10 protein-coding genes and 2 pseudogenes are annotated in these 14,601 nt (G+C 42.5%); 6 read left to right on the top strand and 6 right to left on the bottom strand.

Annotation, left to right across the window (positions count from 1 at the left end; translation table 11 throughout):
- Positions 1–113: 113 nt before the first annotated feature.
- The 4 genes from erpA to ACAM37_RS00045 all read left to right on the top strand — a co-directional run bounded on the left by erpA (position 114) and on the right by ACAM37_RS00045 (position 3,625).
- Positions 114–446 (top strand): iron-sulfur cluster insertion protein ErpA, encoded by a 333-nt coding sequence (gene erpA, locus ACAM37_RS00060; RefSeq protein ID WP_065253985.1) that lies wholly within the window; start codon positions 114–116, stop codon positions 444–446.
- 397 nt (positions 447–843) lie between these two features.
- A complete protein-coding gene (locus tag ACAM37_RS00055) occupies positions 844–1,200 on the top strand; it encodes a roadblock/LC7 domain-containing protein (protein WP_369626243.1) in 357 nt (118 codons plus the stop codon).
- A 214-nt stretch (positions 1,201–1,414) separates the two neighbouring features.
- The gene (gshA, locus tag ACAM37_RS00050) at positions 1,415–2,980 is read left to right on the top strand and encodes a glutamate--cysteine ligase (RefSeq protein ID WP_369626242.1); all 1,566 of its coding nucleotides are present in this window, start codon (positions 1,415–1,417) and stop codon (positions 2,978–2,980) included.
- Positions 2,981–3,100: 120 nt separating this feature from the next.
- On the top strand, positions 3,101–3,625 hold the full coding sequence (locus ACAM37_RS00045; protein ID WP_065253951.1) for a disulfide bond formation protein B: 525 nt from the start codon (positions 3,101–3,103) through the stop codon (positions 3,623–3,625).
- A 76-nt stretch (positions 3,626–3,701) separates the two neighbouring features.
- Here ACAM37_RS00045 and guaA read toward each other — a convergent pair whose 3' ends face one another.
- Entirely contained in the window at positions 3,702–5,285 is a 1,584-nt protein-coding gene (guaA, locus tag ACAM37_RS00040; RefSeq protein ID WP_369626241.1) for a glutamine-hydrolyzing GMP synthase, read from the bottom strand.
- A gap of 489 nt (positions 5,286–5,774) precedes the next feature.
- On the opposite strand from guaA, the pseudogene ACAM37_RS12205 reads away from it, so the two are divergent.
- Together ACAM37_RS12205 and ACAM37_RS12200 are read left to right on the top strand one after the other, a co-directional pair.
- Positions 5,775–6,239: pseudogene (locus ACAM37_RS12205) on the top strand (hypothetical protein); the annotation flags it as partial.
- Between the two features lie 66 nt (positions 6,240–6,305).
- Positions 6,306–6,668, top strand: a pseudogene (locus ACAM37_RS12200) (glycine zipper domain-containing protein); the annotation flags it as partial.
- A 540-nt stretch (positions 6,669–7,208) separates the two neighbouring features.
- On the opposite strand, the gene ACAM37_RS00025 reads toward ACAM37_RS12200, so the two are convergent.
- From ACAM37_RS00025 to dnaA, 5 genes are all read right to left on the bottom strand, one after another.
- Positions 7,209–7,799, bottom strand: coding sequence for a manganese efflux pump MntP (locus ACAM37_RS00025; protein ID WP_095356241.1), 591 nt, complete (start codon positions 7,797–7,799; stop codon positions 7,209–7,211).
- 103 nt (positions 7,800–7,902) lie between these two features.
- Positions 7,903–10,395 (bottom strand): DNA topoisomerase (ATP-hydrolyzing) subunit B, encoded by a 2,493-nt coding sequence (gyrB, locus tag ACAM37_RS00020; RefSeq protein ID WP_369626240.1) that lies wholly within the window; start codon positions 10,393–10,395, stop codon positions 7,903–7,905.
- Positions 10,396–10,656: 261 nt separating this feature from the next.
- Positions 10,657–11,829: a DNA replication/repair protein RecF gene (gene recF / locus ACAM37_RS00015; protein WP_369626239.1), complete on the bottom strand. Its 1,173-nt coding sequence runs from the start codon at positions 11,827–11,829 to the stop codon at positions 10,657–10,659.
- Positions 11,830–11,881: 52 nt separating this feature from the next.
- Positions 11,882–13,057, bottom strand: coding sequence for a DNA polymerase III subunit beta (gene dnaN, locus ACAM37_RS00010; protein WP_099807350.1), 1,176 nt, complete (start codon positions 13,055–13,057; stop codon positions 11,882–11,884).
- Positions 13,058–13,160: 103 nt separating this feature from the next.
- Complete coding sequence (dnaA, locus tag ACAM37_RS00005; protein WP_312523185.1) at positions 13,161–14,501, bottom strand: chromosomal replication initiator protein DnaA; 1,341 nt, start codon at positions 14,499–14,501, stop codon at positions 13,161–13,163.
- Between the last annotated feature and the right edge of the window lie 100 nt (positions 14,502–14,601).

Raw genomic sequence — 14,601 nt, 5'->3', positions numbered from 1 at the left:
AAATTTGACTAAAATTAAATGGGAAAATTCTTGATAGTATAAAGCAAGCACCCCATAATAAGAAAAAAGTTTTTATAAGGAATACCCCGATGAGCGATACCGTAACTGATAGCATGGTTGATGGCATGACCTTGACCGATAATGCTGCCAAAAAAGTGCGTAACCTACGTGATTCAGAAGGCAATAACGACTTGATGCTACGCGTATATGTGACGGGTGGTGGCTGCTCGGGTTTTTCGTATGGTTTTAATTTTGAAGAAAACTTGGGCGATGATGATGCTACCTTTAGCAACGATGACGTAGCACTGGTCGTTGATAGTTTAAGCTACCAATATTTACATGGCTCAACCATTGATTATGTGGAAGGCTTGGAAGGCTCGCGTTTTACCGTCAACAATCCAAACGCCACCACGACTTGTGGCTGTGGTTCGTCATTTTCTATCTAGCTTTACTAGCTAATTTTACTGGGATTCTTTACCTAGTTTATTTGAATGATTAAAAGGCTTTAGCTTAAATTCTGGCTTAAATATAGCCAGTAACTGTTAAGTTTAGCCTTTTAATTTTCGTTTATCCTGTATTTGTTACCTTTGAACAAAATCATCTACATTTTTTCAGCGTTTATCAGATTTGATTTGTGTCATTAGCCTTTATCCGTAATAATGCTTCCATCAACAGCGTGCTGACACTTAACCGTGTTATCATCAACTACCCTAATATAGGTTGACATTAATTTATTGTTGTTAATTACTTAATGTTAAATGTGTTAATGATTTAAGTTTGTTAGCTAAGCAATTATTAATAAGCAATCTTTATTATTAGTTTAATAACACCAAGGAGCTTATCATGGCTAAATTATCTTTAGACGCACTAAATAACATCGACGGTTTCATTGCAGCTGCATTGGTTGACAGCGAATCAGGTCTAGCCCTTGCCACAACGGGTAATGGTATCGACCTTGAAGTTGCAGCAGCGGGAAACACTGAAGTAGTACGTGCAAAACGTAAAGCTTCTAAAGCTTTAAACCTTAATGATAATATCGAAGACATCCTAATCACATTAAGTAAACAATATCACTTAATCCGTCCGCTAGTCCGTAACGAAAACCTATTCTTGTACCTAGTACTTGATCGTCAAAAATCAAACTTAGCCATGGCGCTTCATGAATTAAAAGGGTTTGAGACTGAATTGGATTTCTCTTAATGCCTTTTTCATTAAAAGTGACAGATGTCAAGTAAAAATTACCAGTTAATCGAGTAATACGATAGTTTTTATCATACCCACGGTATTATTACTGTGGGTTTTTTACGTTTGGCGAATATCGCAATTGGTAATTTCGTCATCACGATATTTTGATAGTGTTTGCCTAAATTTGGTGGCATAATTTCACACAATTAAAAATAATATTAGGATAACTATGACTCAAGCGCCTCAAACTTGTACTTCTTTGCAGCTACCTACTTGGCTGACCGCTGAAAACATTCATGGCATGCTACGGGGTATCGAAAAAGAAGGCTTACGTATGAGCCCTGAGGGATATATCGCCACTACCCCACACCCGGCAAAGCTTGGCTCAAAACTCACTCACCCTTTTATCACTACTGACTATGCCGAAAGCTTGTTAGAGCTCATTACTGAGCCAAAACCCACGGTGAAAGAAGCACTTGATATGCTGCGTGATTTGCATATTGTGGTACAAAATGCTTTGACCGATGACGAGCTGTTTTGGTCGATGTCGATGCCTTGTATGATTTCGGGCGATGAAGATATTTTGCTGGCCGACTATGGCACCTCAAACTCAGGTAGATTAAAAACCCTATATCGTCACGGTCTAGGCATCCGCTATGGTCGCCGTATGCAGACCATTGCTGGATTGCATTATAATTTATCATTTGGTGATAATTTATTCACCGCTTGGCAACAGCAGTTAGGTGATACCCAGCCATTAACTGAATTTAAAAATGAAAAATACTTGGGTCTGATTCGTAACTTCAAGCGTCTAAGTGGTATGGTGCTGTACTTGGTTGGTGCAAGTCCTGCCGTGTGCGCGTGTTTTTTAAAGGGTCGCGAGCATCCGCTACAGCCAATGAACGCATCAACCTACTATTTACCCAATGCTACCTCTCTGCGCATGGGCAAACTGGGTTATCAAAATAGTGTACAAGATGATTTAGATATCCGCTACAACAGTCTCGATGAATATGTCGCAGGTTTGCGTAATGCCATCCACACGCCGCATCCTAATTTTAGCGCGTTGGGACTCGATGACGACAACGGCTATCCCATTCAAATCAATGACCATATTTTGCAGATTGAGAACGAGTACTACAGCCCGATTCGACCCAAACAAATAACCCAACCTGGTGAAAACCCCAGTGATGCCTTAGCCAAACGCGGTATCGCTTATGTGGAACTGCGAGCGATTGACTTAGATCCGTACAGCGAAATCGGTATCAGCTTAAATACCGCCTGTTTTATGGAAATTTTAGCATTGTACTGTCTATTGCTGGACAGTCCTGACTTATTGCCCGATGAAGATGCCCTACTTGCTCAAAACCAAGAAAAAATCGTCAATCAAGGGCGCGAGCCAAACTTAATGATTGATACAATGGCCGGGCAAGTCGCATTTAAAGACTGGCTACTACAGCATTTGCTAGGTATGCGTAAGCTATCAGAACTCATGGATGTCACTTATGGTAGCAATGATTACCGCAACGCGTGGCAATCGATGATGGCAAAAGCGCAAAATCCCGACAATACCCTATCAGCGCAAGTATTAGCCGATACTGAACGCTTTGATAGTAGCTGGCAGTTTGGTAAGTCACTGGCGCAAATGCATGCCAATCGCTTAAGACATCAAGGATTGGTCCCTGAGCAAATGACTTACTTTGAGCAGCTTGCCAAAAACTCTGTGCGTGAGCAAGCCGATATCGAGCAGAATGACACACAAGATTTTTATGCCTATGTGGGTCAATTTCGCTAGTTAGCAGGTGCTAGTAATCAGATATTGTTGGACTGATTATTTTTTAGGGTTAAATTTCTAAAATTCTAAGCGCTATGGTTTGGCTTATTCTTTTTCACTAAATTGTTTGATGGTTTTTTTATGCGTGATGCTTCATTGACCCACAGCTTGTTAAGTTATCGGGGACTGGCAGGACTATTGACGTTAGCCAGTATTATTGGCATGAGTTTCGCCTATTTTTATTTGCAAGGGGTGGTAAAATTAGACCCGTGTCCGCTGTGTATCTTTCAGCGAGTGGGTTTAATTGTGATGGGGATTTTTGCATTTATCGCCTTTTTACTCAATCCAAAACAAGCTTGGGCAAAGATTTTGTTGATGTTTGGCGCGCTGCTCGGCATTTTGTGGTCAATTGCTGTGGCGATTCGCCATGTATGGATTCAACACCTGCCACCTGACCAAGTCCCCTCATGTGGTCCTGGGTTGGACTATTGGATGGATACGCTGCCGATTGCTCAAGTGTTGAAAGAAGTATTTAAAGGTTCTGGCGAGTGTGCGGTGATTGACTGGACGTTTTTAGGCTTTAGTATCCCAGAATTATCACTGGGGTTTTTTAGCATTTTATTGATAATGATTATTTTGGCGATCCGTAAAAGCAATACTCGATAACACTATCGGTCGTGGTCTAAAACCATAAAAAAGGCGATAATCAATCGCCTTTTTTTATTAGCTTTTTTTAGTCGCTTTATTCCCATTCAATGGTCGCTGGTGGCTTACTTGAGATATCGTAGGTCACACGTGATACTTCTTTGATTTCATTCATGATGCGATTAGACACTGTTTCAATCAAATCATACGGCAAATGGGCAAAACGCGCTGTCATAAAGTCGATGGTTTCAACCGCCCGTAACGCAATCACCCACGCATAGCGGCGACCATCACCGACCACGCCCACTGATTTTACCGGTTGGAACACCGCAAACGCTTGTGCGGTTTTCTCATACCAACCAGATTTTTCCAACTCTTGCATAAAGATGGCATCGGCTTGACGCAAAATATCGGCATATTCTTTTTTCACTTCACCCAAGATACGCACGCCTAGACCTGGACCTGGGAAAGGATGACGATAAATCATTTTTTCAGGTAGCCCTAATGTCACACCGAGCTTACGCACTTCATCTTTAAACAAATCACGTAAGGGTTCAATGAGTTTGAACTGCAAATCGTCTGGCAAGCCACCGACATTGTGGTGCGACTTGATCACATGTGCTTTGCCTTGGTGACTTTTTGCAGATTCGATGACATCGGGATAAATGGTGCCTTGTGCCAAAAATTGAATGCCTTTGCCCTCACCCGACAGTTCACGTGCGGTATCTGCAAACACATCGATAAAGGTTTTGCCAATGATTTTACGTTTGGCTTCTGGATCGCTAACACCGGCTAATGCGGTCAAAAAACGTTCTTCGGCATCCACGCGAATGACTTTAACGCCCATGTTTTCAGCAAAGATTCGCATCACTTGGTCGCCTTCATGTAGGCGTAACAAACCATTATCAACAAACACGCAAGTTAGCTGCTCGCCAATCGCTTTGTGAAGCAGTGCGGCTACCACCGAGCTATCAACGCCGCCCGAAAGTCCCAACAACACTTGCTCATCGCCAATTTGTTCTTTTAACTGCGCCACACGCATCTCAATGATGTTATCCGGCGTCCACGCATTGGCACAGCCACAGATTTGGTGCACAAATCGGCTAATCAATGCTTCACCTTGCAGCGTATGGGTCACTTCTGGATGAAACTGCACCCCATAATAATGCTTGCTTTCATTTGCCATTGCAGCAATTGGGCAGCTTGGCGTTATCGCAGTCACTTCAAAGCCTGCAGGTAACTCAACAACTTTATCGCCATGACTCATCCAAACATGTAATTTGTTGGGCTCATCTTCAATGCCTTTAAAAAAGCTATCTTGAGCGGTCTTTTCAATGATAGCAGCGCCAAACTCTTGGTGACTGCTGGCTTCAATTTTGCCACCAAACTGATCTGCCATCGCTTGCATACCATAGCAAATGCCTAGTACCGGCACATTGATATCAAATACGGCGTCGTTAATTTTTGGGCTATTTTCTGCATACACGCTCTCTGGACCGCCCGATAAAATAACCCCTTTTGCACCAAAGTCGTGAATGCGCCGTGCTTCGATATCGTATGGGTACATTTCACAGAATACCCCTGCTTCACGCACGCGGCGCGCAATTAGTTGACTGTACTGTGAACCATAATCCAATACCAAGATACGGTCTTGTTTGATTGAGTTGTTGGATGTTGACATACAAGCCTCTTTAAATTTAGGTAAATAGCTTAACTGAACCGATGCTAACAGGTTTCAAAAATTTATGGGTATTGTACCAATTAACGGCTTTATTTGCTGATTTTTATAGAGTGAAAAATGGCTACATGAATGTTTTAAGTAGAAATTTTCTCTAAAAAATTTCTCTCATAAACGGTCTTTACCTACATTTTTTTGCATCACTTTCACCAATTGATTATCTTTGTTACACAAACATAATCTAAGAGGCTTTAGGTTTACCAAACTCTACGAAAAAATTGCTGATATTGCTACAGAGTAGACGCAAAAATTTATTATTATGAAACGGTAATAACCGAAAACGGTTTTACGAAAAAATTGATTTTAATTTATGCATTTTAAGTTAACGTCACGTTTAATTGTTTTTCGACAATAAAAATAACAGCCATATTAAAAATTTTTTCTAAAAACTGGTATGGCTTGGATAAAAAAACTTCAAATGAGGATACAATCATGGTAGACAATATTAACAATTCAGACTTAAACCGCGACCCTATCACTGGTGAACCAGGCTCACATCCAATCGGTACCGCAGTAGGCGGTATGGGTGGTGCGGCTGCAGGTGCAGCTATCGGTGCTATTGGTGGTCCATTAGGTATGTTAATCGGCGGTGCAATTGGTGCCATCGCGGGCGGTGCAGCAGGTCACGCCGCAGGTGAAGCGATTGATCCAACGATTGAAGATACTTATTGGAATGATACCTATTCACAAACAACCTACTATAGAGATGGTTATGATTATACCACTGACTATCAACCAGCTTATGCCGTCGGCTATGCCAATCGTGCAAAATACCCAGCTGGCACAACGTTTGACAGTGTAGAATCTGATCTTGAACGTAGCTGGCATGAAGTAAAAGGTAATTCACGTCTTGCATGGGAAGATGCCAAAGAAGCCATTCGTGATGGTTGGAATAAAACAGATGCTCGTATTGCTGGTCAAGAATATTCACCACGTTTACGTACAGTGGATGGCTATGCAGAAGGTGAAGAAAAAGGTCATCCTGTTGCTACTGGTACAGGCGCATTAGGTGGTGCCGCAGCTGGTGCAGCCGTTGGGTCAGTAGCGGGTCCCGTTGGCACATTGATTGGTGGTGCGATTGGCGCCGTGGCAGGTAGCGCGGCAGGTCATGAAGTCGGTGAAGCAGTCAACCCTACCACTGCTGAAGATGCTTACGAAAAACCTCATCCAGTTGCCAGTGGTTCTGGGGCACTAGGCGGTGCCGCAGCCGGTGCAGCCGTTGGTTCAGTAGCGGGTCCTGTCGGTACCTTAGTGGGTGGCGCGATTGGCGCTGTAGCTGGCGGGGCAGCAGGTCATGAAGTCGGTGAAGCAGTTAATCCAACTGAAGCAGGTGAACAGCGTAAAGAAGCTAACCCTGTTGCCAGTGGTACAGGTATGGCAGCCGGTGCTGCTACAGGCGCAGCAATTGGTGCAGTAGGTGGTCCCGTAGGTTCAGTGGTGGGTGGTGCAATTGGTGCTGTAGCAGGCGCAGCCACAGGTAATGCCGTAGCAAATACGCTTGAAGGTAATACGGAAGAAGATACCTACTGGCGCAATAACTACAATACGACGACTTACTATAGCCAAGGCTATGATTACGATACTGACTATCGCTCAGCGTATGATTATGGTTACCGTGCACGTCATCATTTTAATACTGCTAATGAGTTTGAAAGTGTTGAAAATGATTTACGCAATGATTGGGAACAATTCAAAGGTAATTCACGTTTGACTTGGGACCAAGCTCGCCTAGCAGCACGTGATGCCTGGTATCGTATTGAACGTTAATCTTTCGATTAAGTTAGCTTAACATAAAAAAAGACTTTCATTAATTTGAAAGTCTTTTTTATTTAAACCATTAAAATCCAAGACAAATAAGCTGGTCTATTAAATTACCATTTTGATGCCAATACCGATTAATACTAGCCCACCAAAAATTTCAGCCTTACTCTCAAGCCACGTGCCAGATTGCTTGCCCATAAATACGCCGATAAAACTAAAAATACCTGTTACCACGGCAATTACCGCACAGGATACATAAGGATTGACTGGGATTAAATTTAAGGTAAATCCAGCTGCCATTGCATCAATACTGGTTGCAATCGCTAAAGTAGTCATGGTTTTATGCGTGATGACAACATTGGCATCATTGGCGATATCTAAAGCAATATTGTGCGGGGTGGAGTCTTGTGATGTCGCATCTTCATCATCGCCAGATAAGGCTTCATACAGCATTTTTCCACCAAGCCCCACCAAAATAATGCACGCGATCCAAGGCGCCCAATTTGCGATAAATCCTAAGATTGAACGTCCACCGAGATAACCAATCAAAGGCATTAAACCTTGAAAGACGCCAAAATATACGCCTGCCATAAGTGCAATTTTGGTCGTATCTTGACGGTGTTTGGCACCCAATCCAATCGCTACAGCAAAGGCATCCATCGATAAGGCTATCGCTAGCAGTAATAAGGCAATCATGTGATATCTCTTTTAAAAATTCTAGCTGAAATAAAACCACCTTATTACAACATAAGGTGGTTTCCATTGTATTAAAGTATTAAAACACGACCCTAAAATTGGGTTAAATATCCAAGTTGGTCACTGTTAACGCATTCTCCTCAATAAAGGCACGACGCGGTTCTACATCATCCCCCATCAGACACGAGAACAAATGATCAGCAGCAATCGCATCTTCAATGGTGACTTTTAGCATATGGCGATTTTCTGGATCCATCGTGGTTTCCCACAATTGATCAGCATTCATCTCGCCCAACCCTTTATAACGCTGAATCGCTAAACCACGGCGCGCATCACTCATGATAAATTGCCATAGATAACCCATGTCTTTGATCGGCAGTTTTTTATCACCTTTAGCGACATAAGCGGTATCTGACAACATGTCTTTCCACTGACTGGTCAAGCGATGCAAACGGCTATACTCACCTGAACCAATAAATGCGGTATCTAACAAGTATGCGTGTGGCAACTGATGGATAAAAATCGTCACGCGCGGTAGATAATAGGTTTTTTGATAATCGCCTTCTTGTTTGCTAAAGGACTCTAATTCAATTTGTGGGTGTAATCCGTCTGCCGTCACTGCTAGATTCTGCGCTAACGCTTCTAGCCAATTTCGCATTTGTGCTTCATCTTCAATCATTGGCATGCTAAGTTTGCTGGTGATTGCCAACGCATCCAATACGGCACTTGGATATTTGATTTGCAAACGGTTTTTGATGGTTTGAGTTTGGTTATAATCATTGAGCAAGGTTTCTAGTGCTTGCCCTGTGACCGCAGGCGTACCTTCACTCAAATGCAACTGGGTATCATCAATGGTTGATGACAATAAATAGGCCTTTAACGCTTCATCGTCTTTGACATACAATTCTTGGCGGCCTTTTTTCACTTTATACAGTGGTGGCTGCGCAATATAAATATGACCACGTTCTAATAGCTCTGGGGTTTGACGGAAAAAGAACGTCAGGAGCAAGGTGCGAATATGTGAACCATCCACGTCCGCATCGGTCATGATGATAATTTTGTGATAGCGTAATTTATCAGGATTGTACTCATCAGGCCCGATGCCTGTACCCAATGCGGTAATCAAGGTACCCACTTCTTGCGACGATAGCATCTTATCAAAACGCGCACGTTCTACGTTTAGAATTTTACCTTTCAGTGGTAAAATCGCCTGCATCTTACGGTTACGCCCTTGTTTGGCAGAACCCCCTGCCGAGTCCCCTTCCACAATGTACAGCTCTGACATCGCAGGGTCTTTTTCTTGGCAATCAGCAAGTTTGCCTGGCAGACCTGCGATATCCAGGGTGGTTTTACGGCGAGTCATTTCACGAGCTTTACGCGCCGCTTCTCGCGCACGGGCGGCATCGATGATTTTACCAGCAATCCCTTTGGCAGCATTGGGATTTTCAAGCAAATAAGCGCTAAACTTATCGTGCATGGCTGATTCAACCGCTGGTTTAACTTCACTCGATACCAGTTTGTCTTTGGTTTGGCTTGAGAATTTTGGGTCAGGTACTTTGACAGAAATAATCGCGGTTAGACCTTCACGCGCATCGTCACCTGTTACCGCAACTTTTTCTTTTTTCATCAAGTTTTCGCTATCCATATAGCTATTTAGGCAGCGCGTTAACGCCGAACGAAAACCAGAAAGATGGGTACCGCCATCTTTTTGCGGGATATTGTTGGTGAAGCATAATACTTTTTCGTTGTAGCTATCTGTCCATTGCAATGCCACTTCGACACTGATACCATCATTTTCTTCACTGGTAAAATGAAACACCTCATTTAGCCCAGTTTTGCCCGCATTGATGTAATGAACGAATTCAGATAGACCGCCAACATGTTCAAACTCATGGCGTTTGTCATCGCGCTCATCCGTCAATACGATGCGTACACCCGAGTTTAAAAACGACAATTCGCGTAAGCGCTTGGCGAGAATTTCAAAATCAAAAATCGTGCCTGTAAAAATATCATCGCTTGGATAAAAGCGCACTTGTGTGCCTGTTTGATGGGTGGCTTCAAGTTGCTCAATAGGGGTTACGGGCTCACCATCGGCATACGTTTGGCTATAGTGGTAACCGTCACGCCAGATATCGAGCACCAGTTTTTTTGATAAGGCATTAACCACTGAGACACCGACACCGTGCAACCCACCTGAGACTTTATAACTGTTGTCGTCAAATTTACCGCCCGCATGCAGTACTGTCATGATAACCTGTGCGGCTGACACCCCTTCTTCTGGGTGAATATCGACAGGAATACCGCGTCCATTGTCTTTGACGCTGACCGATTCATCTTCATGGATGATAATATCAATTTGATCACAGTGACCCGCCAAAGCTTCATCAATGGCGTTATCCACCACTTCAAACACCATATGATGCAAACCTGTGCCATCGTCGGTATCGCCAATGTACATACCAGGGCGTACACGGACGGCTTCTAAGCCACGAAGTACGCGGATACTATCAGAACCATAGGCTTTATTTTCTTGATGACTTGATTGGGTAATAGATTGTTGTGTCTGATCGGCTACATTCGCAGATGTATCAGTCATGATGACTCCATAAGTTTTGCATGGCAAAAACGTCAGAACATACTCGATTTTATGGTCAAAATCGTTGATTTTTTTCTTAGTTTTTTGGCGAAAATAAAGGGTTTATTGTAGCAAATTTTAGGGGAAAAGTCACTGAATATCCCTGCTTATGAGAGGCAAAATAGTGATTTAGCAGAGCTAAAAAAGAGGGAGTTTAAGTTACATCAGTTTGAAAAAATACTTAATCATTTAAACTTAGTCACCTAAAAATATTATTGGTTTTTATAAGCCATTTTGAATACCTTGTGCTTCAAGGGATAATTGTCTAACGCTTCCCTGTTCCACGTGAAACAGTTTGACCTTATCCTGCCAAATCTTTTGAATACTCTCTACGATATCTTGGGTAAGACTGGTGACAAACAGCTGTGAATTCACTTGTTTTAAGCCAGTTAATAACAGCATAAGTGCGTCACTATCCAATTCTGCTGTGATATCGTCCACCAATACCAAAGGTACTTTATCGACCTGGTTAAGTAACGGCAACTGCGATAAGCGAAGCGCCATGACCAATAATTTTTTTTCACCCCGTGACAGCATATCGGTGGCAAGCAATGTCTGCTTGTGTTTATGCCCTGCTGCATCAGTATGCACTAAATCTAGCACGACATTGATATCAGCCCGATGGCATCCCATACGCGTATAGCCCAGCTCAATGTCAGACGCTAAACGATTGGCTAAGGTCGTTGCTAAGCCAACTTCAATATCAAACCCCGGTATATAACGCAATCGTAATTTTTCGGCATACTGGGGTAAAAATTTTTGCACTTGCGCCAAAAAATGGGGCTGCCATTGTTCAATGATGTCGGCCCTTGCTTGGTGAATTTTTTCTGCATGTTGGCTTAGCTGATAGTCCCAAGCTGACAGTTCTTGCTGTTGCAGGCTAGTCAATGAGGCATTACCAAAATTTTGCTTTAATAAGCTATTGCGCTGTTTTAATAGACGCTGATAAGACAGCCAATTGGGATGAAACGATGGTTCCACGTGAAACCCTAACCAATCTAGCATTTCACGCCTTGCTTGACTACCGTCTTTTAGTTGGGCAAGGCTCACAGGCTCAAGCAACAGGGTCGGTAGTAGCTGCGCAAGTGGGCTTTGGGTCACAAGCGACTGCCCATTGAGTCGCAATTGCGTGGTAGCGTCTTGGGATTTGGCAATAGCGACTGTTTGATCATCATTGAGCCTAGCAAAAACCGTCGTATCGCTAAAACCATGCTCAATATAATGCCTCGGTTGATGATGGCGAAAACTTTTGCCGCGCGATAATAAATAGATGCTTTCTAATAGCGACGTTTTTCCGCTGCCATTTTGACCCAAGAACACATTACAACTGCTGGGTTGGAGCTCAATCGTGTGAAGATTGCGAAAATGATGAATAGCTAATTCAATAATTTGCATGATTTATCTACTTGACTACTCATCACTAAATTGAAAAAAATATGCCCGCTGACTAAATACGCATTGGCATAACCACAAACTCGTGTTTGCTATCGTTGACTTGCTGTACCAATACCGAAGCGTTGGCTTGGCTCATATGAAAGTCAATTTCCCCTTGCAATACATTAAGTACATCTAGTAAATAAGCCACATTGAATGATATCTCTAATGCCTCACCTTGATATTTAACCTCAAGCTGCTCACTGGCTTCATCTTGCTCAGCATTACTAGCACGCACCATCAAATTGTTATCGCCTGAAAAATCAAAAATCACGCCACGCGATTTCTCGTTACTCAAAATAGCCACGCGGCGAAGCACATTCGCCAGCTGCTCTTGGCTGATACGGGCAATTTTGTTGGTCAATGATGGCATAACGCGGCGATAATCGGGGAACTTACCATCAATCAAACGGGCGGTAAAAGCCACCATGATGGCATTTTTTAGCTGACCTGTGCTATCGACTTCCCCAAAAGGGAGTAAAACTTGTAAAAATTCACGACCGACATTGAGGGTGATTTTATTATCTTGATTCGGTAGCATGCGTTTAAGCTCTGCTAACAAACGTTGTAATTCAAGTACGGCTTTTCTTGGTAAAATTGCAGCCAGTGCCACGCTATCATCACACGCTATTACCGTACGTGCCAATGCCAAGCGGTGGCCATCGGTTGATACCGTCGCCAATTGCCGCTCTTTGACTTCAAACAGCATACCGGTGAGATAATAACGCACGTCTTGCACCGCCATCGCAAAATGCGTTTTATCCAGCAAATCGACTAGGTCTTCACGGCCCAATTGGATAGGCGTGACTTGCTCGGGCTCACCCAATAGGGGAAAGTCTTGGGCAGGCAAAGTGCTGAGTTTAAAACGACTACTACCGCAGACAATTAAACACTGATTGTCGTTAGCGACAGTGATAGAGACCGGTAAACCGTCGGGCAATAATTTTACGATATCTTTGAATTTGTTGGCAGGAACGGTGATTTCACCTGGTTGTTTGCACGCCGATGCTGGCAAATTAAGGGTGGCTTGTAATTCAAGCTCCAAATCTGACGCTACCATCACCAATTGAGAGTCGGTTAACGCCAATTTCATATTCCCCAAAATCACCATGTTATGGCGTTTGTCAGCGGCTTTTGAAATTAAATTAATCGCTTGTAGTAACAAATCGCGAGAGATTACTAATTGCATGGCACCGCCTCAAATCAAAATGAATGGTTTAACAAATGGAAAAATTACAATCTATTATACGGGGTAATTAACTAAAAATCTTTTTAATCGAGTTAACAAAATACTAGGTCTGTAACATTAATTTTAATGAGCGATAATCCTTGTCAAACATCAGATCGCTGACACAAAGTTCTTGTACTTTCTCACAAGCGTGCATCACCGTGGTATGGTCACGACCACCAAATGATTGCCCAATTTCTGTAAAGCTGTTATTGGTTAGTTCACGGGCTAAACTCATAGCCACCTGACGCGGACGAGCGATATGACGTAGACGCTTTTTACCCATCAGGTCTTTGACCGATATATCATAAAACTCAGCAACGACTTTACGAATATTATCCATACTGACCGCTTGTACACGAATGGCAATCAAATCTTTTAACGCCATTTGTACCAATTCTAAATGGATAGGCTGATTGAGCAGACGGGAAATGGCTAAAACTTTGTTGAGCGCCCCTTCCAACTCTCGCACATTGGCGATGATATGCTGAGCGATAAAAATAGCGCACTCTTTTGGCAAATTCACCTCTTGCGCTTTGGATTTTTTTTGCAAAATTTGAATACGGGTTTCTAACTCTGGCGGCTCTAGCGCTACTGCTACTCCCCAAGCCAGACGTGACTTTAAGCGCTCGTCAAAATCAGTCAGTGCGCTCGGGTGTTTATCAGATGCCAAAATCACTTGTTTATTTTTGCTCATAAAATCATTGAGCAATAGCAAAAACTGCTCGCTACTTTTTTGCTTTCCCGCAATCACATGAATATCATCAATAATCAATAAATCGGCTTTTTTAATTTTATCTTTGAACTCATCGATTTTTTGTTTTCTTAATGAATTCACCAGCTGGTTAACAAACTTATCGGACGTGAAGTAATAAAAACTTTTGCCTTGTTTTAAAATCTCGTGGGCAATTGCTTGCATCAAATGGGTTTTTCCCAAACCTGTCGCGCCATAAATAAACAGCGGATTATTTTTTGATTGACCCAAATTGTTGGCAGTCTCTCGGCAAATACTATAAGCAATTTGATTGGATTTTGCGGTTACAAATTGGTCAAACGTAAAATGCGGATCGATATACTGAAAAGAGCGTTGCTGCTCATTTTTTACCAGCGTCACTTTTTGCTCACCAAGCTCTTGTGTACCGACAGCGTCAGTGATTGCGTTACCTTTATCAATTTGAATCTGCACATGAATTGGTAGGGTTGGCTCAAGCTGGTGTAAAATCGTTTGAATTTGACTTAAATGATTTTTTTCAACATAGCTGGCAAAGTATTGATTAGGTACATTAACGACCATCGTGTTGTCATGCATTGAGGCGGATAATGGGCGAATCCACATGGTAAAAATATTATCAGGTACTTGATATTTTAATTCGTCAACGCACTTAAGCCATAATGCATCAGCCATAACTTTGCTTTCCTAATCCAAGCATCTTCAAATTTGGTGTAATGTATCATAAAACAGCGATTTTACAAATAAAATTATTGTGGATAACAATGTGGATATA

The organism is Moraxella sp. K23, assembly GCF_041154765.1.
Lineage (GTDB): Bacteria > Pseudomonadota > Gammaproteobacteria > Pseudomonadales > Moraxellaceae > Faucicola > Faucicola tetraodonis.
Note: the sequence above shows the minus strand (reverse complement) of the source record. Positions and strands in the feature narration are given on the sequence as shown.

Bases quoted from the DNA above. Each gene is read 5' to 3' on its own strand.
- gshA (WP_369626242.1), top strand. From the start codon at position 1,415: ATGACTCAAGCGCCTCAAACTTGTACTTCTTTGCAGCTACCTACTTGG.
- dnaN (WP_099807350.1), bottom strand. From the start codon at position 13,057: ATGCAATTAGTAATCTCTCGCGATTTGTTACTACAAGCGATTAATTTA.
- ACAM37_RS00025 (WP_095356241.1), bottom strand. From the start codon at position 7,799: ATGATTGCCTTATTACTGCTAGCGATAGCCTTATCGATGGATGCCTTT.
- guaA (WP_369626241.1), bottom strand. From the start codon at position 5,285: ATGTCAACATCCAACAACTCAATCAAACAAGACCGTATCTTGGTATTG.
- gyrB (WP_369626240.1), bottom strand. From the start codon at position 10,395: ATGACTGATACATCTGCGAATGTAGCCGATCAGACACAACAATCTATT.
- recF (WP_369626239.1), bottom strand. From the start codon at position 11,829: ATGCAAATTATTGAATTAGCTATTCATCATTTTCGCAATCTTCACACG.
- dnaA (WP_312523185.1), bottom strand. From the start codon at position 14,501: ATGGCTGATGCATTATGGCTTAAGTGCGTTGACGAATTAAAATATCAA.
- ACAM37_RS00045 (WP_065253951.1), top strand. From the start codon at position 3,101: ATGCGTGATGCTTCATTGACCCACAGCTTGTTAAGTTATCGGGGACTG.
- ACAM37_RS00055 (WP_369626243.1), top strand. From the start codon at position 844: ATGGCTAAATTATCTTTAGACGCACTAAATAACATCGACGGTTTCATT.
- erpA (WP_065253985.1), top strand. From the start codon at position 114: ATGGTTGATGGCATGACCTTGACCGATAATGCTGCCAAAAAAGTGCGT.